Raw genomic sequence first — 22258 nt, 5'->3', positions numbered from 1 at the left:
CTCACTTCTTCTTGAGCGCGGACGGCTTGTGCACCGCCGGCCTGCCGGACTTGTCGCTCCGTACCTGGTACTGCGGATCGTCCGGCGAGGCGTCCACCGTGCGGCCCGCGGCCTCGGTGCGCTCGGTGATCTTCTTCTCCACCTCCCCTTCCGTGCGGCTGCCGTGGCTGCTCCAGGCGACCTTGTCGCCCTTTTCGAGGTTCTCGCCGCCGTCTCGGTTCTTGGCGCCGTCGCGGTTCTTCGCCATCCCGGTACTCCTTCCGTCGCTCCGTTCCCTCACCAGCCTGGGTCGTGGGCGGTGGTCCCACCACTCGGAGGCCGGCCCCCTTCCGGGGCCGCGAGTTCCGGGATCCGGCGCCGAACTATCCTGAGCGCTGCCGGGCCCCGGCCCCGGCCCACTGCCTCACTCGTCACCGCAGTCGTTCCAGGAGCGGCCCCGTTGAACACCAGTACAGCGACCCCGGACAGCTACTACGAGCGCGTCGACGAGCACCGCTACAAGCCCACCCCGCACGCCGGCGGGGCGTGGAGCGAGGACGAGCAGCACTTCAGTCCGCTGGGCGGCCTGGTCGTGCACGCCGTCGACCGGCACCTGGCCGGACGGGCCGGCGCCGGCATGTCGCTGAGCCGGATCAGCTTCGACATCCTGGGACGCCCGGCCCTGGACGAGTGCGAGATACGGGTGGAGACGGTCCGCTCCGGGCGCACGATCGAGCTGGTGGAGGCGACCGTGCTCATCGCGGGCCGGTCCGTGGTGCGGGCCAGGGCCTGGCTGCTCGCCGACGGGGACACCAGCGCCGTCGCCGGTGGCGCGGCGGACCGGCTCGCCTCGCCGGAGACGCTCGCTTCCTGGCCCTTGGCGTCCAAGTGGCCCGGCGGGTACATCGCCTCCCTGGACGTACGCCCGCTCGCCCCTCCCCTGCCGGGCCGCACCACCGCCTGGGTCTCCACCGGGCTCGACCTGGTCGCCGGGGAGGCCGCGAGCCCTCTGGCGTCCTTCGTCACGCTGGTCGACACGGCCAACGGCATCGCCGTACGTCAGTCGCCCAGGGAGTGGATGTTCCCGAACGTCGACCTGACCCTGCACCTGCATCGCGCTCCGCGCGGGCGCTGGACCGGCCTGGACACCACCGTCGTCTTCGGCCCCACCGGCCAGGGCGTCACCAGCACCGTGCTGCACGACGGCGACGGCCCCGTCGGGCACGCCCAGCAGATGCTCACCGTCCGTCCGCAGTCCTCACCTTGACGGACCGCGCTCGCCCGGACCGTCGAGGCGATCAGCGGTGAGGACGACCGGCCGGAGAGACGACCGGCCGGAGAGACGACCGGCCGGAGAGACGACCGGCCGGAGGGACGGTCAAGAAGGTGTGAGGACCAGGCGCCCCCGCACCTCACCGGCCTCCAGCCTCCGGTGCGCCTCCGCGGCCATCGACAGGGGCAGGCGATCGGCGATGCGCGGACGCCACGGTGTGTCCCTCAGGACGCCTACGACGCCCTCGGCGGCCTCGGCGAGGTCGGCGGTCGTGGCATTGCTGATGGCGAAACCCACGATGCCGGCGTCCCTGGTGTAGAGCCGGCTCAATGGCAGCTCGGCGGGACCTGTACCCAGTCCGACCATCGCGACCAGGCGCCCGCCCCGCGCCAGCAGGTCCACCGCGTCGGCGAGCACCCCGTGCCCTGACGTGTCCAGGTGCACGTCGTAGCCGTCGGGGGCGGCACCGCGTACCCGGGCGCCGAGGTCGGGCGACCGGTAGTCGATGACCTCGGCGGCTCCGAGCCCGCGCACCGCCGTGGCGTCCTCGGCCCGCGCCGTCGCGACCACCCGCGCCCCGGCCCGCGAGGCCAGTGCCACGGCTGCGCCGCCCACGTTTCCGGCGCCGCCCCCGATGTACACGGTCTCCCCCGGCCTCAGCCGCCCGTGCCGGAACAGCGCCAGCCAGGCCGACGCCGCCGGGTGGGCGGCTGCCACGAGATGGTCCCCGTCGATGTCGCGCGGCGCCGTGTAGAGGCGTTCGGCGGCGACCGTCGCGTACTGGGCGAAGGAACCCTGACGGCCCGCGTGGCCCAGGCTGTCGCACCACACCCGCTGCCCGGGGGTGAAGCCCGTCGCGCCGGGCCCGGCCACGGCGACCTCGCCCACCAGGTCACGGCCCACGACGAAGGGGAACGGCAGCGGTGTGGCGTACGCCCCGGACCGTACGAAGGTGTCCACGGGGTTGACGGCCACGGCCGCGACGCGCACGAGCACGTCCGTGGGCCCGATCGGCGGCACGGGCAGCTCACCGTGGTGGACGCGGTCGGCCGGGCCGACGGAGTCGATGTACGCCGCCCGCATCAGGTCGGGGACTGTGCCGGTCATCTGGTTCCTCCGTGGATACCCCACGTTCGCATGGGGAAGGGAACGGACTCCTGCGGAGCAGGGCAGGGGGCCGGGATTCGCCGCCAGGGAGTTTCACCCCGTCCACGCTGCCGGGCGACGGCCGCGAAGACGTCCGGCGAGGGGAGTGACCGCGTGTACCGACCCGGGCGTACGGGCGGGGGCCGGCCGCGACCCGATCGGCGCAGGCCACCGTCGCCCACCCTGCGAGGAGGCCTCGCCCGTCCTAGGCTGGCGGGCGTCTCGAGGAATCGCCGCTAGGAGTTCCCATGCGTCTGCCCATCGAACCCCGGCATGTCGCCCCACGACTGGCCACCGGGGCATTCATCCTCAACTCCGGCCTGGCCAAGCGCGGTGCCGACGAGCAGACCGCCTCCATGCTGCACGGGATGGCGAAGAACGCCTATCCGTTCCTCGGCAGAGTGCGGCCGACCACCTTCGTCCGCCTGCTGTCCGCCGGTGAGATGGCGCTCGGTGCCGCTCTGCTCCTGCCGGTCGTACCGACGGCCGTGGCGGGGGCCGCACTGACCGCGTTCTCCGCCGGACTGGTGGGTCTGTACCTGCGCACCCCCGGCATGCGTGAGGAAGGCAGCCTGCGTCCGACCCAGGAGGGCACGGCCCTGGCGAAGGACACCTGGATGCTCGGTGTCGGGGTGGGATTCGTCGTCGACGCGGCCACGCGCGAGTCCCGGTGATCGCGTAGAGCCCTTTTGACGGTTTCGCTGTTCGCGCGCGGTGCGCACGTCCCGGTTGAACGACCCGCGTGGCGAAATGCACGTTTTGCCCCATTCGGCCTGGTCACTCGTGCGGAGTACATCCACTCGTGACGAGGTGAGAACCATGCTGGTGCTGGGCCTCCTGCTGATGGCGGGCGCCGCCGCCTTCGCGGGTCTGCTGATCGCGTACAACCTGTCCGGCGGTCCGGACTACACGGTGACCCTGCTGGGCAGTGAACCGTTCACGATCAGCACGCTCGGAGCGTTTCTCGGCGGTATCGCCCTGACCCTGATCTTCGGCCTGGGCATGTGGATGCTGCTGGCCGGAACGGTGCTGGCGCGCCACCGCAGCAAGAAGCGCCGCGGAGAGCGGGAGACCGCCCGACGCGCCGCCGCGGAGCGCGACCAGCCGGCCGGCCGTCTGGACGGCGGCGAGGGCGGCAGCACAAGCGCCCCGGACGAGACGGCGGGACGCCCGGCCGCCCACCGGCCGCACCGGCTCCGGCTGCACCACTGAGCGGCGGGGCCCATCGGCGCAGCGGGCAGCGCTGTCGACCGGCCGCGGTGATCAGCCACACCGCCCGGACCGTCGCTGCCTGACACAGCGGGTCCGGAGCCCCCACCCCGCGCCAGACGTCCGCGGCCACGGATCCCCGCGCCGGGCCGGTACCCTTTCGGGGTGAAGCAGCTTTCCACGCCGCACGAGGGGCGGCGTCCCCCGAACGGCGGCCCGAAGGCTGCCGCCCGCAACCGGGCGGCGCTGGTCGCCGCCGCCCGTGAGGTCTACGCGGAGCACGGTCTCGACGTTCCGCTTTCCGCCATCGCACGGCGGGCCGGCGTGGGGCAGGGCGTGCTGTACCGGCACTTCCCCGACCGCGCCGCCATATCCGCCGCGGTGCTGGAAGAGAACGTGCGGCAGGTCGAGCAGGCCTCCACGGACGACACCGTCTCCTTCGACGACGTCCTGGGAGTACTCACCTGGCACCTGACGGAATCGGCGGCGTTCATCGGGCTGCTGCACGACGACGGGGCGGCCGGCCGATCCGAGACGCACGGGCAGGCGCTGGCGCTGTCCCGACGGGTCGAGCGAGCGCTGCGGCGACGCCTTCCAGCCGGGCACCGGCTGGAAGGCGCGGACGATCTCATGCTCGCCGTCGCCATGGTCTCGGGCGCTGTCACCGGCCCCGCCCGCCACGACCGGGAGCGCCGGGCCCTGGCGGCCTGGCGTCTGCTGGGCGTGGCGGTGGGACCGGTGCGGCCGCTGGGCGAGTGAGGCCGTGACCGGTCAGCCGCCGTTGGACTGCCGGACGCCCTTTGCCAGCGCGTCGAAGCGGTACAGGTAGCCTCCGGCGGGCCCGCTGACCGTCATGTACGCCGTGGTTCCGCCGGGCGTGATCGCCACGTTCGTCGCCGACTCGAGCCCGGAGGTACGGCCGGGAATCTCGATCGTCGCGAGCCGCTCGCCGTGCTGGTCGTACACCGCCATCGCGGGGCGGCCGTGCAGGCCCTGGTACAGGTTGCCGTCCGCGTCCACGGCGATCGAGTCGGTCTGGGCGATGCCGCCGTCGACCTGGATGGCCGTGTGCTGGGAGGTCACCGCTCCGCCTTCGTCGAGGCGGAGGTAGGAGATGCGGTTGCGGGTGAGCTCACTGATCCACAGCCCGCGGTAGTCGCGGTCGAACGAGATGCCGTTCGTCGCGGCGAGGTTGTCGGCCAGGACGGTGGCCTTCTCGCCGTCCCGGTCGATCCGCACCACGCGTCCGCGCTCCCGGCGCTCGGTCATCCCCCGTGAGTCGCTGACGTACAGGTTGCCGTCCCTGTCGAAGGCGAGGTCGTCGGGGTTCATCCGTGCTCCGTCGACCGGGCCGGAGAAGAAGACCCGAAGGTCTCCGCCGCCGGGCGCGAGGCTCACGATCTCGCCGCCGGAGAAGTCCGTCAGGTAGAGCCGGCCGTCGTACGGGCTGAACTGCGCCGAGGTGTAGGTCCCGCGGCCGTCGGTGTGGAGCGTCCGCGCCGTCTTCTCGGTGACATCGACACGCATCACCTTCGGCTCCCCCTCGGGGGCGGTGACGTCGACGACCAGCAGGTTGCCGTCGGCGTCGAAGGCCGGCCCTTCCAGCAGGGTCATCCCGGTGGCCGCGTGCACCTTCGTCAACTGCATCAGCTTGTGGGCGGTTATGGTCCGCTTCCCGCCCTTCGAGGGCGCCTGCGCGCCGGGCTCACCCGTCTGCGTACCGCATCCGGTGAGGGCCAGGGCGCCGATCGTGGCGAGCACTGCGAGGGGGCGGGTCGGCAGTCGCCGCATGGAGGTCACTCTTCCATTTCTCGTGGGGGCGTTCGTCCGGGCGGCTCCACAGCCGGGAACGAACGTTTCCAGCCGAATACTGTGATGCGCTCACGACTAACCGGACAGTGTTGTCCGGTGGTTGTTACGGTAGCGGATGGCGGCCCCCGGCTGGGGGGTTGACCCTGTGAAGATCGAGGATTCGGACTGAGGCCCCCCACATGACCAACCCGCAAGCCATTGGCGACCGCGAACTCGACGCCCTGAAGGAGCGCTACCGGTTCGAACGTGAGCGACGTGTACGGCCCGATGGAGCCGGTCAGTACCAGAGCACCGACGCCGAGTTCGGCTACTACGCGGCCGACCCCTACGCCGGAGAGGTGGGCGAACGCGAGCCGCTGCGGGACACCGTCGACGTGGCGGTCGTCGGCGGCGGTTTCGGCGGCATCCTCGCCGGGGCGCGGCTGCGGCAACAGGGCGTGGAGCGCGTCCGGATCATCGAGAAGGGCGGCGATTTCGGCGGTACCTGGTACTGGAACCGGTACCCGGGCATCCACTGCGACATCGAGTCGCACGTGTACCTTCCGATGCTCGACGAGACCGGCTACGTACCGGAGTGGAAGTACGCGCCCGGCGAGGAGATCCGCCGCCACGCGGTGCGGATCTCCGAGAGGTTCGGCCTTTACCGGGATGCCCTCTTCTCCACCGCGGTCACCTCACTGACCTGGGACGAGGCGACGGACAAGTGGACCGTGGCGACCGACCGGGGGGACGCCTTCAGCGCCACCTACGTGGTCACCGCCACCGGCACCCTCTCCGAGCCGAAACTGCCCGGCATACCCGGCATCGAGACGTTCCGGGGGCACACCTTCCACACGTCGCGATGGGACTACGCCTACACCGGCGGCACCCCGGACGGCGGCCTGACCGGTCTGGCGGACAAGCGGGTCGGCGTCGTCGGGACCGGAGCGACAGGTGTCCAGGCCATCCCCCTGCTCGCCGAGGACGCCGGCCACGTCTACGTCTTCCAGCGCACCCCCTCCAGCGTGGATGTGCGGGGCAACCGCCGCACCACCGCCCAGGACGTCGCGGCGGACGACGAGGGCTGGGCCCGCCGGCGCCGTGACAACTTCCTGCGCGTCGTCTCGGGTGAGACGGTCGACGAGGACCTCGTGGCAGACCGCTGGACCTCCTCGGCGGGGCTTCTGGAGAAGCTCGTGGGCAGCTTCCGCCGGCACGGCGACCCGGCGGCCTTCGAGGCGGCCTACGAACTGGCCGACGCGGCCAAGATGAACGAGCTGCGCACCCGCGTCGAGCAGTACGTCACCGATCCGGACACCGCGGAGAAGCTCAAGCCCTGGTACCGGTACGCCTGCAAGCGCCCCACCTTCTCCGACAAGTACTACCCCGCCTTCAACCGTGACAACGTCACCCTGGTCGACACCGCCGACACCCACGGCATCGAGCGCGTCACCCCGCACGGCGTCGTGGTCGGCGGCACCACCTACGAACTCGACTGTCTCGTCTTCGCCACCGGCTTCTCCGTCGGCACCTCCGGCGTCCTCTCCGGCAAGCTCCCCGTGCACGGCCGCGGTGGCGTCCAGTTGCTGCACGCGTGGGCCCAGCGGGGTCCGCGCAGTCTGCACGGCTTCACCGGCAACGGCTTCCCGAACCTGATCCAGATGGGGTCCCTGCAGAACGCCGCCAGTGTCAACTTCACGCACGTCCTGGACGAGCAGGCGGTGCACGCCGCCGCCCTCGTCGCCGCCGCCGAAGCCCGTGACGCCGTCATCGAACCCTCCCGCGACGCCGAGGACGACTGGATCGCCACCCTGGCCAAGGGCGCACCCGATCACGAGTGGTTCCACGCCGAGTGCACCCCCGGCTACTACAACCGCGAGGGACGCGGCCGGCCGAACGGCCCGAACGCCTACCCCCACGGAGCCGTCGCCTTCCACGACCTCCTGGCGCGTTGGCGCGAAACGTCCCTGGACGAGGCCCTGCGGGTGAAGGGGGCGAAGGAAGGGACGCGGTAGGAGACAAGGCAACGAGAAGCCGACGTGGCCGTACCCGGCGGGCCCTGCCCGCCGGGTACGGCCACGTCCCGGATTCTGTGAAGCCTCTGGCGTTCACGTCACGCATGTGCTCCCCTGGTGAAACAACGAAGCACAATATGTTTCATCGTACCAACCCGGTCCGCGGTGCCACAGAACTCGAGGAGGAGTTCGAAGCGATGGACGACCTGAGCAGACGCAAGATGCTGATCGCGGGAGGAGCGCTCGGAGCGCTCGGGACACTGGGGGCCGCGTCGCCGGCCCACGCACGGTCCCTGTGGACGTGGGCGCCGAGCGGCTCGGTGGCGGGCAAGGGAGCGGGCGTCGACCCCGAGTGGGTCTGGGACGAGGAGGCCGACCCCGTACTCGCCGCCGTCATCGAACGCGGTGACGTGGCCAAAGCCAACGCGGCGCTGCGCGAGTGGACCCGCAACGACCAGCCCCTGCCGGCCGGTCTCCCCGCGGATCTGCGCGACTTCATGGAGAAGGCACGCCGACTGCCGTCCTGGGCCGACCGGGACAAGCTCGCGGCCGCGGCCAGGTTCACCACGAGGAAGGGCATCTACACCGGGGCCCTGTACGGCCTGGGCAGCGGCCTCATGAGCTGTGCCATCCCGAGGGAGGCGCGCGCCGTCTACTACTCCAAGGGCGGCGCGGACATGAAGGACCGCATCGCCAAGACGGCTCAACTCGGGTACGACGTCGGGGACCTGGACGCCTACCAGCCGCAGGGCGGAATGATCGTGACCGCCGTGAAGACCCGGCTGGTGCACGCGGCCGTGCGGCACCTGCTGCCGCAGTCCCCGGGCTGGTCCCGCACCAGCGGCGGCCAGACGATCCCCATCAGCCAGGCCGACGTCATGGTCACCTGGCACAGCCTGGCCACGTTTGTCATGAGCAAGCTAAGGGACTGGAGGATTCCGATCACCACCGCCGAGTCGGACGGCTACCTGCACGTGTGGCAGGTCACCGCGCACATGCTCGGCGTACTGGACGAGTACATCCCCGCCACCTGGGACGAGGCCAACGCCCAGTCCAGGCAGGTCCTCGACCCGATCCTGGCATCCACGCCCGAGGGCAACGAACTGACCGACGTCCTCCTCGACATCGTCGCGGAACTCGACGCCGGTCTCACCCGGCCCCTCATCAACGGTTTCGCCCGGTACACGCTGGGCGACCGGACCGGCAACCTGATCGGGTTGGAGAGGGAGCCGTTCTGGCAGCCGGTGATCAGCGGCGCCTGGCCGCTGCTGGTGGCCTTCCGCGAAGGGCTCATTCCGCTGCCGCTGATCCCCCAGGCCGCCTGGGTGGTGGAGGAGGCCCTCCGCAAGTTCGTCCTGCTCTTCCTCTCCGAAGGCAGGGGCATCCGCCTCGAGATCCCGGACGCCAACCGTCCCTCCTGAGCCACGTCCGACACCACCGGAGCGCGGGGTACGTCCTCACCGGCGTACCCCCACCCGGTGCCGCCGACCGTGCCGCCCCGTACCGACGGGCGGGCTCCCGGACCACGAACACGACTGGGGACGGATGACTACGTCGCACAGTGACCGAACCGACCACGCGTCGCGGCCGGACGCCGCTTCGCAGCCCTTCGCCAGACGCCGGTTCCTCGGGTACGTCCTGGCCGCTCCGACGCTGATGACCGCGGCCCAGCTCGTCCCCGCCTCCGCGGCACGGGCGGACATCCCCTCGCCGGAGATCACGGAACTGATCGACCTCAACGACGTGATGACGGCGGCGGCCCTGCCGACGTCCGGCCTGATCACGGTCAAGGTGAACACGGACGGCACCGTGTCCTTCGCGCTGCCGCGGACCGAAGTGGGACAAGGCATCACGACGTCGACGGCGATGCTGATCGCCGAGGAACTCGGCATCCCCCTCACCCGGGTGCACATCACCCTGGCCGACGCGCGCCCGGAGCTGCTGTTCAACCAGCTCACCGGCGGATCGAACACGACGTTCTCGACCTACACCCCGATCCGGGTGGCCGCCGCCGTCGCCCGGCACCGGCTGCTCCGGGCGGCGGCGACCGAATGGGACGCCGCCGTCACCGAGCTGAACTGGGAGGCCGGAGTCGTCACCGGCCCCGGGAACCGGAGCGCCGACATCGGGACGCTCTCCCGCAAGGCGGCGGGCGTGCGGACCGAGGAGGTGACGGTCGGCCTCAAGCCTCGCGACATGTTCACCGTCATCGGCAAGCCGCACAACCGCGTCGACGCCCGCGCGGCGGTCACCGGGCGCAAGAGGTTCACGATGGACCTCGACGTCCCGGACGCCCTGCCGACCATGGTCTGCCGTCCGCCGACGATCAACGGCAAGGTCGGATCGGTGTCCAACCTGCCCGAGGTCCGTTCCCTGCCCGGTGTCACCGACGTCGTCGTGATACCCACCGGGGTGGCGGTGCGCGCGACCACCTTCGGCCGGTGCGTCGACGCGGTGCGTGCCCTGCGGGTGACATGGAAGCCCGGCAGCGCCGAGGGCAAGTCCGACGACTCCGTGCTCAAGGAACTACGCGCGGCCGAACTGCCCCTGGGACTGCCGGCGGTGACACCGAACGTGGAGGAACGGTTCACGTTCCACTTCCGCGGCAACAGCGCGCTGGAACCCAACTGCGCGATCGCCGACGTGCGTTCCGACCGTGCCGAGGTCTGGTCGAGCCTGAAGGCTCCGATCGTCGCGAAGGAGGCGATCGCCGCCAGGCTCGGCCTGCCGCTCAGGGCGGTGACCGTGCGTGTCACGGAAGGGGGCGGGTCCTTCGGCCGCAAGCTCTTCTTCGACGCCGCGCTGGAGGCCGTCGAGGTCTCCCAGCGGATCCGCAAGCCGGTGAGACTCATGTGGCACCGGGCCGACGACTCCCGCCAGGGACGCGCCCACCCCATGGCCACCTCGCGGGTGCGCATCTCCTACCTGGGCGACACCGTCCTCGGCTACAAGCAGCGGCACACCAGCGTGTCCACCGACCTCAGCCACGGACTCGGGGAGATCTTCACCGCCCTGGCCGCGAAACTGCCGGTGGGCGACATCGGGTTCTCCCAGACCTTCTTCCAGCTCTCCCAGTCGATGCCCTACGACTTCGGCGCGAACAGCCGGCTCCTGAGCGAGACCGACAAGGGCTTCAACACCGGCAGCATGCGCAACGTCTACTCCCCCGACGTCACCTGCGCCCGGGAACTCCTCGTCGACCGGCTCGCCGCCAGGATGGGCAAGGACCCCTACCGGTTCCGGCACGACTTCCTGGGGGACGACCGCGCGCGTGCCGTGCTGGACAAGGCCGCCGAGGCCGGAAACTGGGGCCGGAGCATGCCCGCCGGTACGGCGCAGGGCATCGCCTTCCACTCCGAATACCACTCCGCCAGTGCGGTGCTGGTGGAACTCGACTGCCGCCCCGAGACCGTGGACCGCCCCATCCGCGACGGCGTCGCCGGCCCCCGCGTCACCAAGGCCGTCATCGCCGTGGACGTCGGCCTGGCCGTCAACCCGCGTGGTCTGGAGGCACAGATGATGGGCTGCCTGATGGACGGTATCGCCCTGACCCTGACCTCCAGCCTGCACCTGCGCGACGGACACTTCCTCGAAGCCAGCTGGGACAACTACTTCTACACCCGGCAGTGGAACACACCGCCCGAGCTGCGGGTCGTCGTCATGCCGCCCACCACCGGCGAACCCGGCGGCGCCGGGGAACTCGGCGTCGCCGCCTCGATGGCCGCGGTCGCCTGCGCGTACGGCCGCGCCACCGGCACCATGCCCACGGTCTTCCCCGTCAACCACGGCACCCTCTCCTTCGAGCCGAAACCCACCGTCCCGCCCGTCCCCGCGTCCCCCACCGACGGTCTGGACCACGTCCGCTGAAGTCCCCCGACGCATCCGGGAGTTCCCGTGCCCAAGCACACATTCCGCCTCAACGGCGAACAGGTCACCGTCGACGCCCTGGACGACGAGCGGCTGCTGTGGGTCCTGCGCGACATCCTCGGCGTCACCGGACCCAAGTACGGCTGCGGCATCAACGTCTGCAAGGCCTGTACGAGCCACCTCAACGGCAGGGCGGCCAACCCCTGCGCGATCCCGGTGAAGGACCTGCGGCCGTCCGACGAGGTCACCACCATCGAAGGGCTCGCGGCCACCGTGGGCGCGGACCTGCACCCGATGCAGGAGGCGTGGCTCGACCACGACGTGGCCCAGTGCGGCTACTGCCAGCCCGGCCAGATCATGGCCGCCGTCGCCCTGGTCCGCCGGGTCGAGGAGGAGGGCCGCACGATCACCGAGGCCGACCTGGACGGCATCCGCAACATCTGCCGCTGCGGCACCTATCCCCGTATCCGCGAGGCGATCAGAGCCGGCTCCGAAAACATGTGACCGACACATGAGGGGAGGACGTCGTGTCCGCTCGTCGTCCGACGATCGTGCTCATCACCGTGGCCGTGCTCCTGGCCACCGCCGCGGCAGTCCTTCGCCTCGTCGTCGCCCCGAACGCGACGAAGCTGCCCGGTGACACCGACCAGACGGTGCACTACGCGGGCGAGGCGACCATGCTGGACAGCAAGGCCCTGCAGGCGGGGGACACCGCGCACGCACTCCGGTCCGGCGTCCCCATCACCGTGGACCGTCGGGTGCGGGTCACGTCCACACACGGTGACACGGCCGTGCTGGAGGACGTGATGACGGTCCACGCCGGCGAGCAGTCCCTGCCCAGCTCGAAGACGTACGCCATCGACCGGGAGAGCAGGAAGGGCGCGTCATCACCGGATTCGACACCGGTGGAGCCCTCGCGGGGCGCGCTGAGCGCGGCGTTCCCCCCGGACGCCGCGCAGGACGACTCCTACACGTACTACGACGCGACGACCCGTTCGATCGTGCCGGTCCGCTACACCGGGACCGGCCAGCGGGAGGGCCGTGCGGTGAACGTCTACGAGATCAAGGTCTCCGCGCCCGTCAAGGACCCGGAGACGCTCGAACCGCTCCCGTCCGCCCTGCCGAAGAAGCTCGTCGCGAGCCTGGTGCCCGGGCTCGACCCCACGGCCGAAGCCCGCTTCACGCCCGCGGCGCTGTCCGCCCTGCCCGATCCCGTGCCGCTCGGTTACCTGGGTCAGTCCACCCTGGTCGCCTACGTCGACCAGCGGACCGGCATCGCCATCGACCAGACCGTGAGCAGGAAGGTCGTGGCGACCACCTCCGTGGCCGGTGCCCAGACCCCGCTCATGCCGGTGTCCGCCTTCACCTTCGCGGTCACTCCCGAGAGCGCCGGCGACCTGGGCGACAGAGCGGCGTCAGCCGGCCTCGCGCTCACTGCCCTGACCGACATCGCTCCGCTCGCCCTGATCACCGTAGCCGCCGTGCTCGTCCCGGTCGCGTTCGTACTCGGGCGGCGGCGCCGCTGAGTGAAGCCGGCTCCGAAGACTCGGTGGCAAGCCGGCCGCGGACACCGTTCCGCGTGACCCGCGCCGGTCGCACGGAACGGTCCGGCAGGGGCGCGACGGGAACGCAGTGCCTGGTGTCCTCGGGCACCCCCACGTGTTCGACGCCGTCGTCGTCGCGGTAGCGCCACGCGAACGGCACACCTCGGGCCGTCATCACGTCGGGGCCGTCCATGAGCTGGAAGTGCAGGTGCGGCTCGGACGAGTTGCCGGAGTTGCCGCACTCTGCGATCTCCTGGCCCGCCGTCGCCGAGGTCCAGGACGACGTGGTTGCCCGACAGGTGGCTCGGCCGGCCGAGACCGCGGACGAAACCCTCCGGGTAGAGGAAGAGGAAGGCGGGCAACGACATACGCGAGAGATGGTCCCGCTGTCGTCGTCCCACCGCGACCACGACACCGTCGGCGGGGGCGAGCACCGGCCGCCCGTGGGTGGGGTGGAGCCGAGGGCTCCGGGCGACCGGCCAGAGCCAGCGGAAGGGCGGAGCCTGCGGCGTGGCTTCTTCGTAGCCACCGCCCACCCCGGGCACGTACTTCAGGTCGATGGCATACGTCTGCGCATGGCTGTGCGTGTGACTCGCCGATCGCGTCGACGCCCAGGCGCTTGGCGGAGGCTTCAGCGGCTTGCTTGAGGTGGGCGGGGGTGGCGGTGACGGTCCAGCTGCCGTCGCCGGGGCGGCCGCGGCCGCCCTTGGTGGCCACCAGGACATGGGAGGTGTCGCCGCCGTAGCGGGCCAGGGCGCGGGCGATCAACAGCTCGTTGTGGCCCGCCTCGTCGGCGTGCCAGTGGTAGCTGTCGGCGGTGTCGACCAGGGTGACACCGGCGTCGAGGGCGGCGTGGACGGTGGCGATGGCCCGCGTCTCGTCCGGGCGGTGCTCGATGGACAGCGGCATGGCGCCCAGGCCGATGGCGCTGACGGCGGTGCGGGCGATGGTGCGGTACTCCATGGTGGCCTTGTTCCTCAGTCGGTGGGGGCGGCGGCTACGGCGAGGGCTTCGGCTGCGGCGCCGGGCAGCCAGTCGGTGGTGCGGGAGAAGGAGAAACCCAGTGCCTTCGCACGGGCGTTGCTCATGGCGTAGTGGCGGTCGAAGGAGAACGGCGAAACCTCGTCGCCCGCTGCGACGCGCTCTGGGACGGTCCGGTAGACGGCCGCCCGGCCGGCCTGCGCGGCGACGATGTCGGCGAGGCCGTGCACGTCGAGCGGGCCGTCGGAGCAGGCGTTGACCGGGCCGGTGAAGTCGGCTGCGGTCGCCCACGACAGCAGGTCCGCCAGTTCCTCGTAGTGGATGAAGACCGTGGGCAGCGCCTTCGCGTGCACCGTGATCTCCTCGCCCCGGGCGACGCGCCCGGCGTAGTGCGCCAGCCTGCCGGTGAATTCCCGCGCGCCGCCGCCGAGCACATGGGCGCTGCGCACGGTGACGAAGGCGAAACTGCCGGCCTGGGCGAAGACGGCCTCGGCCTGCCGCTTGCCCTCGGCGTAGTGCGCCTCCAGGTAGGCGTCCTCGTGCCAGGGCAGGTCCATGGCCACCTGCCAGGTGGCCGGGTCCACGCTCTCCTCCGACACGGGCGTCCCCGAGGGCACGGCCGGCAGGGCGGCGGTCGCGGGGTCGTAGACCTCGATCGTGGAGGTCATGACGTAGCGCCGGGTGCGGCCGGCGAAGGCGCGGGCGGCGACAGCGGCCTGTACCGGGGTGTAGCAGACCTGGTCCACCACGACGTCGAAGGTGCGGACGCCGAGCGCGGCCGTCAGGGCGGCCTCGTCGTCGCGGTCGACGACGAGGTGCTCGACGCCGTCGGGCGGCGGGGTGGAGCCGCGGTTGATCACAGTGACCTGGTGTCCCGCGGCCCGCAGGCGCCGCACCAGTAGCTTTCCGAAGTACCGGCTTCCGCCGATGACGCAGATCCTTTGCATGCCCCCATCGTGGAGACCTATCGTCAACAGCAGAAGTCCTGACCTACTGGGTACGCATTAAGGAAAACTGTTGATCGATGTGCAGCGGCTCCGCGTCCTGCGGGCGGTGGCGGAGCACGGCAGCTTCAACCGGGCGGCCTCGGCTCTCCGCCTCACCCCCTCGGCCGTCTCCCAGCAGGTGGCGGCCCTGGAACGCGGCCTCGGTGCCCAGGTCGTCGCACGCAGCACCCGAGGCGTCACACTCACGCAGGCCGGCCGCATCATGGTCGGCGCCGCCGAATCCGTCGCCGCGGAGCTCGAGCACGCACAACAGCGGGTCGCCGAGCTCAGGACCGGCCGCACCCAGCTCACCGCCGCCACGTTCACCAGCGGCGGCAGGCTCCTGCTGCCCGCCGCTCTCGCCCAGCTCATGGCAGCCCATCCCCGCACGGTTCTCCACGTCAGGGAGGGCGAGCCCGAGGACACCCTTCCACTCGTCCGTCAAGGCGCCGTGGACCTCGCCCTCGCCTACCACTTCGACGGCCCGCTCCCCGTCGGGCCGGGCGCCGGCTCCGGCCTGGAGTGGACGCCGCTCCTGGAAGACCCCCTGCACGTCGTCCTGCCGCGGGGGCACCGGCTCGCCGACCACGACGCGCTCGACCTCACCGAGCTGGCAGCCGAGCCGTGGGTGCTCGGCTGCCTGAAGACCGAGGCGTACCTGCGCCGCTTCGCCGAGCGGGCCGGCTTCGATCCGGCGATCCGCGGGACCACCACCGACTACTTCTTCGCCCGCTCCCTCGTCGCCGCGGGCATGGGAATCTCCCTGATCCCCTCCATCGCACTCGCACCCGAGATCCCGGGTCTGAGCACCGTCCCGGTCACGTCGCCGGGGCCGGTCCGGCACATCGGCGTCGCCACCATCAGCGGCCGTGACCGGCCCCATGTCACGACGCTCGTTCACGCCCTTCGCGAGCAGGCGATGCGGCACCCCGGGCGTTGATCCGCCACGGGCCCGCCGAACGCCGACGGGGCGGCGTTTCACAGATGTTCGCTCATGAAACGCTCGTCCGCTCAACGGCCTGCCGCCTTCCGCCCCGGCGACCGGCAGGGCAGCTGATGCCGATCAGTCGTCACGAACGCCACTGAACGGCACGCTTCTCCCGGACCGACGCCTACGAGCGACGAGCCGTCACCGAAGGATGACGCTCACGCCCCGTTCCTCGAAGATCTCCAGGAGCAGGTCGAACAGCGCGATCTCGCCGTCACCGACGTGCACGGGCTCGACCGGTCCCGCCCTGGTCCCGGTCGAGGCAAGCCAGTGCACGGTGAACGGCGTGGTGGCGCCCCAGCCGCCGCGCAGGCAGTCGTCCAGAGCATCGAGGTTCCAGCCGAAGTATCCGCCGGGCCCGTTGACGGCCTCACCGATCGCGCAGTAGAAGGTGTCCCTGTCAACGATGTGTCGGCCGTCCAAGGTGAACACCTGGCCTGTCGGAGCGTCGGGCTTGCCCTGACGTCGGTACTTCTGGGACCACAGCGCCACCGACAGCCATGCTCGTCTGTCCCCGGGTGCGAGTTCGCGCCACATGCCGGTGCGGTTCAGCTGTCCCGTACGGATCAGGTCCCACATCTGCTCCGCTCCGGCCAGGGCGTCCTCACACCACAGCGTCACCGTGAGGTCGAGGAGGCCGGCGGTGTGGGCGGAGGACTCGACGTCGACGACGGTGACATCGTTGACGAAGTAGGACCCCATGGTGGCACCGTCACGGTCGAGGAGCTCGAACCAGGCGTTTCCCGCCACGGCACGACGACTGCCGACGTGGTCCACGCTCTTCAGCAGGCTTCCTCGCGGGAGGCAACCCGCGAGGCGTACTCGGCGCACGCCTTCCTCATTCGACGGCGTGAACAACCCCTGGGCCTCGTGAGCGAAGCCCCAGAAGTCGCTGTCGTCCCCGTCCGAGGTCAGCGCGCACTTCTGCCCCACGCCGCCCCGCCCTGCCGTTCGCATCCCGCCCCCGTTGAAAGCGCTGATAGTACCGGCATCCGGCCGCCCACCCGCTGCCCCTCCCGGACCATCGTGCGCGGGTCGCACGTGGGACAGGTGATGGGCATGACGGGCGTGACGGGCGTGACGGGCGTGACGCTGTCAGGGGCCCACACGGGCAGCGACGGACGGAGTTCACGCTTTACGCAGTCCCGTTCCAGGCGGACCCGGATGTCCTCGTGAACGAGAAGCGGCTTGTGCTCGACGACAGCGACAAGGATCAAGTCCGCGATGGCAGACGAGGGCGCAGGCGGCGATGCCGGCCGCACCCGCTCAGCCGGCCGAGGTGTTCCGTGTCGCCTCGCGTGCTTCGGTGAGGGCTCGCTGCCTGAGGTCGCCGCCGAACAACTGGATCGTGGTGGCGGCCAGGATGTCATCCCGGCCGATGGTCCGCCCGTCCCCCGTGCGGGCGGACGGGTCCCGCAGGGAATCCTCGAGGAACGGGGGCGGGGGCGGGGCCGGTTCGCCCGGCATCACCAGGGTGACCGTACCGAAACGCCGGACCCCGCCCTCTCGGACGACCATGGCCGCGTCCCGGGCGAGGTCCGTCAGGAACACGCTCGCGATTCCGTCCAGATCGCGGACCAGCGTCGGGACGGCCGTCGCCCCCTGGCTCCGCAGCAGCTTCCTGACCCCGGCCTCGAACCTGTGGGCGCCGACCACGGCACTCGGTTTGCGCGACCTGCCGCGCCTGCGAGAAGGCACACCGGCACCCTCGGCGTCGCACGCGACACCGGTCAGGCCTCGAAACGTCGGGCTGTGGACGTACCACTTGTCCCCCACCTCCAGCTCGACGTTCCGGTCGATCGCCGAGAGAAGGTCCCCGGGAACCAGCTTCCTCCGGGCCTCCTCCGCCGCCGCTCTCCTCGCGCCGTCGATGATCTCCGTCAGCACTGTCCGCGTCACCGACGCGGCGGCCCACGCGGCCGACCGGGAGACGTGCATCGGGGTCACGTCCCTGAAGACCGCTTTGACGAGAGAGGGCTTGAACGGCGAGACATCCGTGACCGAGGCGGTCTCGGGACCACCGCGCTCCGGGCGTGCGGGCTGTGCGGTCATCGGAAGCAGCTCTCCCTGGTGTCGGAGTCGTCGGAGCGGCCCGCACTTCACCACGCGGACCCGCTCTCTTCCCTGTGGAAACCGGCGGTCCGGGCCGGCCGCCGGGCGGCTGGTGTGGCGTACCGGCGGGCGCGGCCGCGCCACCAGCCCGGCCGCTCAGTGCCGGGTCAACTCGGCACTTCCTCCCGTCGCCGGTCATCGCCGGCCGTGGCGGGGATGGCGTTGTCGATGAGGACGGCGGCGATGGCGGCGGCGGTGGGGAAGGCGTCGGCGTTGAGGACCCGGGTGCGTGCCGCGGCGCCGTCGATGAGCAGCGCGAGCTGCTCGCCGAGCCGTTCGGGGTCGGCGGCGCCGGCTTCGCGGGCGGTGTCGGCGAGCCGGGCGGCGACGGCCTTCTTGTAGTCGCGCGCGTACTGCGATGCGGGGTGCTCGGGGTCGTGGAGTTCGACGGCGGCGGCGATGTAGGGGCACAGGGGGGTGGTGGGGGGGATGTCGAAGGCGGCGAGGAGCCGTTCACGGGGTGTGAGGTCGGTGCGGTCGAACACGCCGGACAGAACTGCGGGGTCGAACCGGCGCAGGTACTCGGCGACGAGTTCGTCCTTGCCGGTGAAGTGCTGGTAGGCGGTGCGCTTGGACACCTGGGCCGCCGCGCAGAGCTGGTCCATGCCGGTGCCGTTGATGCCCTGCTCGCGGAACAGCTGCTGGGACGCGCCGAGGATGCGCTCACGTGCGCCCCGGCCGCGGCGGCGACCCGTGGGGCCTTTCTCCAACTCCGTCATGAGGCCATCGTACCGCAGCCAGGTAACGACCGGTGTACATAGCTTGCGCCCCGGCCACCCGCCCCGTACGGTAAGCACACAGAACGGTGTACTTAATGCTGTCGCACCAGGTGCACACGGCACCACGACCCAAGGGAATGACTATGGGAAAGCTCGACGGCAAGGTCGCGGTCATCACCGGCGGCACCACCGGCATGGCGCTGGCCGGTGCCAAGCTGTTCGTCGACGAGGGAGCGCACGTCTTCCTCACCGGCCGCCGCCAGGACGCCCTGGACGAGGCCGTGAAGCAGATCGGCCGCAACGTCACCGGCGTCCAGGGCGACGCCGCCGACCTGGACGACCTGGACCGCCTGTACGACACCGTCAAGCGGGAGAAGGGCAGCCTCGACGTGCTGTGGGCCAGCGCCGGAGGGGGCGAGCCCGCCCCGCTCGGCGAGATCACCGAGGCCCACTTCGACGCCGCGTTCCACCTCAACGCCCGCGGCACCCTGTTCACCGTCCAGAAGGCACTCCCGCTCTTCAACGACGGCGGCTCCATCCTCATGACCGGCTCCAACGCCTCCCTCGGCGCCTTCCCCGGCTGGAGCGTCTACGCCGGCAGCAAGGCCGTCCAGCAGGCATGGGCCCGCGTCTGGCTCAACGAGCTCAAGGACCGCCGCATCCGCGTCAACGTCCTGACCCCCGGACAGGTCGCCACCGCCAAGCAGGAAGAACTCTTCGACGAGGCCACCAAGCGGCAGTTCGAGTCCCTCATCCCGCGCGGCCGGATGGGCCGCCCCGACGAGATCGCCACCGCCGCCCTCTTCCTCGCCTCCGACGACTCCAGCTACGTCAACGGCATGGAACTCGTCACCGACGGCGGCACCACCGCCATCTGAACCGGACGACACACGACCAGGACAGGACCTCTCATGAGCGGCATCAGCATCATCGGCACCGGGAACATGGCCCGCACCATCGGCGCGCGGGCGACGGCGGGCGGCAACACCGTCGAGGTCATGGGCCGCGACCAGTCCAAGGCCGCCGACCTGGCCAAGGCTCTCGGCGGCGGCGCCACGACGGGAGAATGGGGTACCGCCCCGGCCGGGGACATCGTCATCGTGGCCCTGTTGCACGACGGTGTCGTGCCCGCGATCGCCCAGTACGGAGACGCTCTCGCGGGCAAGGTCATCGTCGACATCAGCAATCCCTTCAATTCCACGTTCGACGGGCTGACCCACCGCGAGGAGACGTCGATCGCGCAGGAAGTGGCCAAGGCGGCCCCGGCCGGCGCGAGCGTGGTGAAGGCGTTCAACACCGTCTTCCGTCATGTCCTGGAGAAGGGCCGGCCCGACGTCTTCGTCGCCGGCGATGACGCGCGGGCCAAGGCGAGTGTGGAGGCGTTCATCGAGAGCCTCGGGCTGCGGCCGCTGGACGTCGGCGGCCTGAGAATGGCGCACTGGCTGGAAGGAGCGGGCGTGGTCACGGTGGGCCTCGCCAACCACGGGGTGGGGAACTGGGACTTCGCCCTCGGCATCACCGAACTTCCCGTCCACGCGATCGGTTGACGGATCACCGGAAGGACTCGCCAGCGCGGTCATCGCGGCGAAGCGTCATCGAACTGCCGGCAGCGGCTGGGCAGGGCGCCGACGAGCCGTTGCCGGTTCGTATGCCGTAGCGGTGGAGCCATCGGAAGGCGTCGAGGCGGGCCTCGCCCTCGGCTGGTGACAAGGTCCACGCGCACACGAGTTCCGGCGTCGTCGCAACACAAGTGGGCCAACTGGCTGCGGCCAGGAGCTCAGCGAGGCGCTCGGCCGGGTTTCCCGGCCGAGCGCCTTTCGTGGTCGGCTGTTCAGTACTGCCGTAGCAGGCAGTTGGTGTTCTCGTTCGACCCGCGCTGCCACGGACTGCCGGGATCGCGGAAGAAGCCCGGCATGTGAACGAGGGTGACGAAGCGGCTGCGGCGCGACGAGCCGGCGGAGCTGAGCCGGCGGCGAAGCGGCGGCGCACCACGAGCCGGCGGTTACCGCGTCGCGGTGGCGAGTGCCGCGCGGATGGCATCCTCGCCGGCCGGCCGGCCCTTCTCGTTCGAGGTCGGCCGTAGGGGTCCCCCACACCGGCGTGTCCGTCGCCTGCCGCCAGCTGTCGGCCAGCGGTCCCGCGTCCACCACGCCGTATCCGACGGACTCGAGGAATTCGGTCACCGCCGCCTTCGCCCGCGCGAAGTCCCCGGCGATCGGCGGGCAGGAACGGTCGGCCGCCCCCGCGGGGCGGCCGAGGGACAGCAGATGCTTGAAGAAGATGTTGTTGAACGCTTTCACGAGCACGGCGTCCGGTAGGTGACGCAGCAGCAGCTCGCTCGAGGTGAGCGACTCGCTGTCGAGCTCGGCGATGTGCCCGTCACGCTCGGGGCCGTAGTTGCACGTGTCGATGACCGTCTTCCCGGCCAGTGGCGCGGCGGGCACGTCGGGGAAAGCCGCCACACCGAGCCCGACCAGTCCCAGGGCCGACTGACCGGCCGTCACCGGCCCGTGAGCCATTCCCCCTGGTCAGCCTGGTCAGCGAACCCTTCCGCGCGGCTTCAGCGGCACAGGAGGCAGCATGGGGGCAGGCAACGGCACACCGTCGTACCCCTTCACCTCCCCGAACCGTGTTCCTTCCATCCAGTCTTGGCGGGCCTGGACGATCTCCTCCTGGGAGCGCCCGATCCAGTTCCAGAACATGAGCAGCTCCTCCTCGAACGGCTCGCCGCCCAGGAGCATCAGGCTCGCGGCCGAGTCGGCGCGCAGGGGGAGTTCGTCGCGGCCGCAGCCGAGGTAGAGCATCGAACCCGGTACCAGCGGCACACCGTCGACGTGGGCCTCGCCGGCCATGGACAGGACGGCGTACTCGAAGTCCCGCTCCAGCGGGAGGCGTACGTCCGTGCCGTCCGCGAGGGTCAGGTCGGCTCCGACGATGGGTGTGTACGTCGTGCCGGGCGAGGTGGTGCCGTCGAGGGTGCCGAGGAGCAGGGTGGCCGTCAGGCCGGGCGCCGTGACACGAGGCGGTTCGGCGTGGAACTCGAAGTGCGGGTCGGTGTGGCGGTGGGCGTCCGGGAGAGCGACCCACAGCTGCGCGCCGTGCAGGTGGCGGGCGTGCGAGCGCGGGCTCTCCTCGGAGTGGCTGATCGCGTGGCCGGAGGTCATCAGGCCCAGCTGGCGTGGGCGGATGGTCTGCAGACTGCCGGTGGAGTCGCGGTGCAGTACCTCGCCCTCGTGCAGCCAGCTGACCGTCTGCAGGCCCATGTGCGGATGCGGCGGGACCTGCATGCCGGGCTCGTCCGCGATGTCGTCGGGACCGTAGTGGTCGACGAAGCACCACGCGCCGATCATGCGCCGGCCCAGGTTGGGCAGCAGCCGGCGGACCTCTGTGGACTCGCCGAGCTTGACGTGACGAGGGCTGAGGAGTTCCCGCACCGGCTCCGCCACCACGAAGCCGCGGCCGCCGCACAGGCTGGGAACCGCGTCGCGGTCAAGGTTGCTCATGCCGCCCAACCTAACGCCGGTCGGCCCTCCGCGTCAGACCGTCCTGCGGCCGTCACCGCGGCCCGGGCGGAAACATCCCCCGGTGGCGGAGTCCAGGTGGTGGAATGTTCAACCATGCCGGGTGGTTGCAGTACGCCGAAGGAGG

At 71.1% G+C, this 22258-nt stretch carries 20 protein-coding genes and 1 pseudogene; 12 read left to right on the top strand and 9 right to left on the bottom strand.

The annotated features are described in order from the left end of the window. Position 1: 1 nt before the first annotated feature. Entirely contained in the window at positions 2 to 247 is a 246-nt protein-coding gene (locus tag ACH4NX_RS01205) for a DUF2945 domain-containing protein (RefSeq protein WP_351394803.1), read from the bottom strand. Positions 248 to 439: 192 nt separating this feature from the next. On the opposite strand from ACH4NX_RS01205, the gene ACH4NX_RS01200 reads away from it, so the two are divergent. Further along, positions 440 to 1246 carry a thioesterase family protein gene (locus tag ACH4NX_RS01200; RefSeq protein ID WP_398127291.1) on the top strand — a complete coding sequence of 269 codons (807 nt, stop codon included), beginning with the start codon at positions 440 to 442 and terminating at the stop codon, positions 1244 to 1246. Between the two features lie 111 nt (positions 1247 to 1357). Here ACH4NX_RS01200 and ACH4NX_RS01195 read toward each other — a convergent pair whose 3' ends face one another. Then, positions 1358 to 2359 carry an NADPH:quinone reductase gene (locus tag ACH4NX_RS01195; RefSeq protein ID WP_398127290.1) on the bottom strand — a complete coding sequence of 334 codons (1002 nt, stop codon included), beginning with the start codon at positions 2357 to 2359 and terminating at the stop codon, positions 1358 to 1360. Positions 2360 to 2646: 287 nt separating this feature from the next. Here ACH4NX_RS01195 and ACH4NX_RS01190 point away from each other — a divergent pair, with 287 nt between their 5' ends. From ACH4NX_RS01190 to ACH4NX_RS01180, 3 genes are all read left to right on the top strand, one after another. Then, the gene (locus ACH4NX_RS01190) at positions 2647 to 3072 is read left to right on the top strand and encodes a hypothetical protein (RefSeq protein ID WP_398127289.1); all 426 of its coding nucleotides are present in this window, start codon (positions 2647 to 2649) and stop codon (positions 3070 to 3072) included. Positions 3073 to 3217: 145 nt separating this feature from the next. Beyond that, on the top strand, positions 3218 to 3610 hold the full coding sequence (locus ACH4NX_RS01185; protein WP_351394795.1) for a hypothetical protein: 393 nt from the start codon (positions 3218 to 3220) through the stop codon (positions 3608 to 3610). A 162-nt stretch (positions 3611 to 3772) separates the two neighbouring features. Further along, on the top strand, positions 3773 to 4366 hold the full coding sequence (locus ACH4NX_RS01180) for a helix-turn-helix domain-containing protein (protein ID WP_351394792.1): 594 nt from the start codon (positions 3773 to 3775) through the stop codon (positions 4364 to 4366). Positions 4367 to 4378: 12 nt separating this feature from the next. On the opposite strand, the gene ACH4NX_RS01175 is transcribed toward ACH4NX_RS01180, so the two are convergent. Continuing rightward, complete coding sequence (locus tag ACH4NX_RS01175; protein ID WP_398127288.1) at positions 4379 to 5398, bottom strand: SMP-30/gluconolactonase/LRE family protein; 1020 nt, start codon at positions 5396 to 5398, stop codon at positions 4379 to 4381. 200 nt (positions 5399 to 5598) lie between these two features. On the opposite strand from ACH4NX_RS01175, the gene ACH4NX_RS01170 reads away from it, so the two are divergent. From ACH4NX_RS01170 to ACH4NX_RS01150, 5 genes are all read left to right on the top strand, one after another. Then, positions 5599 to 7413 carry a flavin-containing monooxygenase gene (locus tag ACH4NX_RS01170; RefSeq protein WP_398127287.1) on the top strand — a complete coding sequence of 605 codons (1815 nt, stop codon included), beginning with the start codon at positions 5599 to 5601 and terminating at the stop codon, positions 7411 to 7413. A 197-nt stretch (positions 7414 to 7610) separates the two neighbouring features. After that, entirely contained in the window at positions 7611 to 8834 is a 1224-nt protein-coding gene (locus ACH4NX_RS01165; protein ID WP_351394963.1) for an oxygenase MpaB family protein, read from the top strand. Between the two features lie 235 nt (positions 8835 to 9069). Continuing rightward, positions 9070 to 11280, top strand: a complete 2211-nt coding sequence (locus ACH4NX_RS01160; RefSeq protein ID WP_398127498.1) for a molybdopterin cofactor-binding domain-containing protein — start codon at positions 9070 to 9072, stop codon at positions 11278 to 11280. Positions 11281 to 11307: 27 nt separating this feature from the next. Further along, positions 11308 to 11784 (top strand): (2Fe-2S)-binding protein, encoded by a 477-nt coding sequence (locus ACH4NX_RS01155; protein WP_398127286.1) that lies wholly within the window; start codon positions 11308 to 11310, stop codon positions 11782 to 11784. 23 nt (positions 11785 to 11807) lie between these two features. After that, positions 11808 to 12806 (top strand): porin PorA family protein, encoded by a 999-nt coding sequence (locus ACH4NX_RS01150; RefSeq protein WP_351394781.1) that lies wholly within the window; start codon positions 11808 to 11810, stop codon positions 12804 to 12806. Positions 12807 to 13418: 612 nt separating this feature from the next. On the opposite strand, the pseudogene ACH4NX_RS01145 reads toward ACH4NX_RS01150, so the two are convergent. Both ACH4NX_RS01145 and ACH4NX_RS01140 read right to left on the bottom strand, forming a co-directional pair. After that, positions 13419 to 13787, bottom strand: a pseudogene (locus ACH4NX_RS01145) (aldo/keto reductase); the annotation flags it as partial. A 14-nt stretch (positions 13788 to 13801) separates the two neighbouring features. Continuing rightward, positions 13802 to 14752 carry an NAD-dependent epimerase/dehydratase family protein gene (locus ACH4NX_RS01140; protein ID WP_398127285.1) on the bottom strand — a complete coding sequence of 317 codons (951 nt, stop codon included), beginning with the start codon at positions 14750 to 14752 and terminating at the stop codon, positions 13802 to 13804. Positions 14753 to 14822: 70 nt separating this feature from the next. Here ACH4NX_RS01140 and ACH4NX_RS01135 point away from each other — a divergent pair, with 70 nt between their 5' ends. Beyond that, positions 14823 to 15731 carry a LysR family transcriptional regulator gene (locus ACH4NX_RS01135; protein ID WP_351394775.1) on the top strand — a complete coding sequence of 303 codons (909 nt, stop codon included), beginning with the start codon at positions 14823 to 14825 and terminating at the stop codon, positions 15729 to 15731. A gap of 189 nt (positions 15732 to 15920) precedes the next feature. Here ACH4NX_RS01135 and ACH4NX_RS01130 read toward each other — a convergent pair whose 3' ends face one another. The 3 genes from ACH4NX_RS01130 to ACH4NX_RS01120 all read right to left on the bottom strand — a co-directional run bounded on the left by ACH4NX_RS01130 (position 15921) and on the right by ACH4NX_RS01120 (position 18610). After that, on the bottom strand, positions 15921 to 16736 hold the full coding sequence (locus tag ACH4NX_RS01130; RefSeq protein ID WP_351394772.1) for a barstar family protein: 816 nt from the start codon (positions 16734 to 16736) through the stop codon (positions 15921 to 15923). A gap of 309 nt (positions 16737 to 17045) precedes the next feature. Beyond that, positions 17046 to 17831: a hypothetical protein gene (locus ACH4NX_RS01125; RefSeq protein WP_398127284.1), complete on the bottom strand. Its 786-nt coding sequence runs from the start codon at positions 17829 to 17831 to the stop codon at positions 17046 to 17048. Between the two features lie 167 nt (positions 17832 to 17998). Further along, entirely contained in the window at positions 17999 to 18610 is a 612-nt protein-coding gene (locus tag ACH4NX_RS01120) for a helix-turn-helix domain-containing protein (RefSeq protein WP_351394766.1), read from the bottom strand. Positions 18611 to 18753: 143 nt separating this feature from the next. Between ACH4NX_RS01120 and ACH4NX_RS01115 the strand changes: the two genes are divergently transcribed. Continuing rightward, positions 18754 to 19488 (top strand): SDR family oxidoreductase, encoded by a 735-nt coding sequence (locus tag ACH4NX_RS01115; RefSeq protein ID WP_351394763.1) that lies wholly within the window; start codon positions 18754 to 18756, stop codon positions 19486 to 19488. 33 nt (positions 19489 to 19521) lie between these two features. Continuing rightward, the gene (locus ACH4NX_RS01110; RefSeq protein WP_351394760.1) at positions 19522 to 20157 is read left to right on the top strand and encodes an NAD(P)-binding domain-containing protein; all 636 of its coding nucleotides are present in this window, start codon (positions 19522 to 19524) and stop codon (positions 20155 to 20157) included. Between the two features lie 990 nt (positions 20158 to 21147). Here ACH4NX_RS01110 and ACH4NX_RS01105 read toward each other — a convergent pair. Beyond that, a complete protein-coding gene (locus ACH4NX_RS01105) occupies positions 21148 to 22113 on the bottom strand; it encodes a pirin family protein (RefSeq protein ID WP_398127283.1) in 966 nt (321 codons plus the stop codon). Positions 22114 to 22258 lie beyond the last annotated feature (145 nt).

The sequence above is a fragment of the Streptomyces sp. NPDC017225 genome (assembly GCF_044331465.1).
Lineage (GTDB): Bacteria > Actinomycetota > Actinomycetes > Streptomycetales > Streptomycetaceae > Streptomyces.
Note: the sequence above shows the minus strand (reverse complement) of the source record. Positions and strands in the feature narration are given on the sequence as shown.

Bases quoted from the DNA above. Each gene is read 5' to 3' on its own strand.
- ACH4NX_RS01170 (WP_398127287.1), top strand. From the start codon at position 5,599: ATGACCAACCCGCAAGCCATTGGCGACCGCGAACTCGACGCCCTGAAG.
- ACH4NX_RS01175 (WP_398127288.1), bottom strand. From the start codon at position 5,398: ATGCGGCGACTGCCGACCCGCCCCCTCGCAGTGCTCGCCACGATCGGC.
- ACH4NX_RS01130 (WP_351394772.1), bottom strand. From the start codon at position 16,736: ATGCGAACGGCAGGGCGGGGCGGCGTGGGGCAGAAGTGCGCGCTGACC.
- ACH4NX_RS01195 (WP_398127290.1), bottom strand. From the start codon at position 2,359: ATGACCGGCACAGTCCCCGACCTGATGCGGGCGGCGTACATCGACTCC.
- ACH4NX_RS01190 (WP_398127289.1), top strand. From the start codon at position 2,647: ATGCGTCTGCCCATCGAACCCCGGCATGTCGCCCCACGACTGGCCACC.
- ACH4NX_RS01160 (WP_398127498.1), top strand. From the start codon at position 9,070: ATGACCGCGGCCCAGCTCGTCCCCGCCTCCGCGGCACGGGCGGACATC.
- ACH4NX_RS01110 (WP_351394760.1), top strand. From the start codon at position 19,522: ATGAGCGGCATCAGCATCATCGGCACCGGGAACATGGCCCGCACCATC.
- ACH4NX_RS01205 (WP_351394803.1), bottom strand. From the start codon at position 247: ATGGCGAAGAACCGCGACGGCGCCAAGAACCGAGACGGCGGCGAGAAC.
- ACH4NX_RS01115 (WP_351394763.1), top strand. From the start codon at position 18,754: ATGGGAAAGCTCGACGGCAAGGTCGCGGTCATCACCGGCGGCACCACC.
- ACH4NX_RS01185 (WP_351394795.1), top strand. From the start codon at position 3,218: ATGCTGGTGCTGGGCCTCCTGCTGATGGCGGGCGCCGCCGCCTTCGCG.
- ACH4NX_RS01105 (WP_398127283.1), bottom strand. From the start codon at position 22,113: ATGAGCAACCTTGACCGCGACGCGGTTCCCAGCCTGTGCGGCGGCCGC.
- ACH4NX_RS01140 (WP_398127285.1), bottom strand. From the start codon at position 14,752: ATGCAAAGGATCTGCGTCATCGGCGGAAGCCGGTACTTCGGAAAGCTA.
- ACH4NX_RS01120 (WP_351394766.1), bottom strand. From the start codon at position 18,610: ATGACGGAGTTGGAGAAAGGCCCCACGGGTCGCCGCCGCGGCCGGGGC.
- ACH4NX_RS01125 (WP_398127284.1), bottom strand. From the start codon at position 17,831: ATGACCGCACAGCCCGCACGCCCGGAGCGCGGTGGTCCCGAGACCGCC.
- ACH4NX_RS01165 (WP_351394963.1), top strand. From the start codon at position 7,611: ATGGACGACCTGAGCAGACGCAAGATGCTGATCGCGGGAGGAGCGCTC.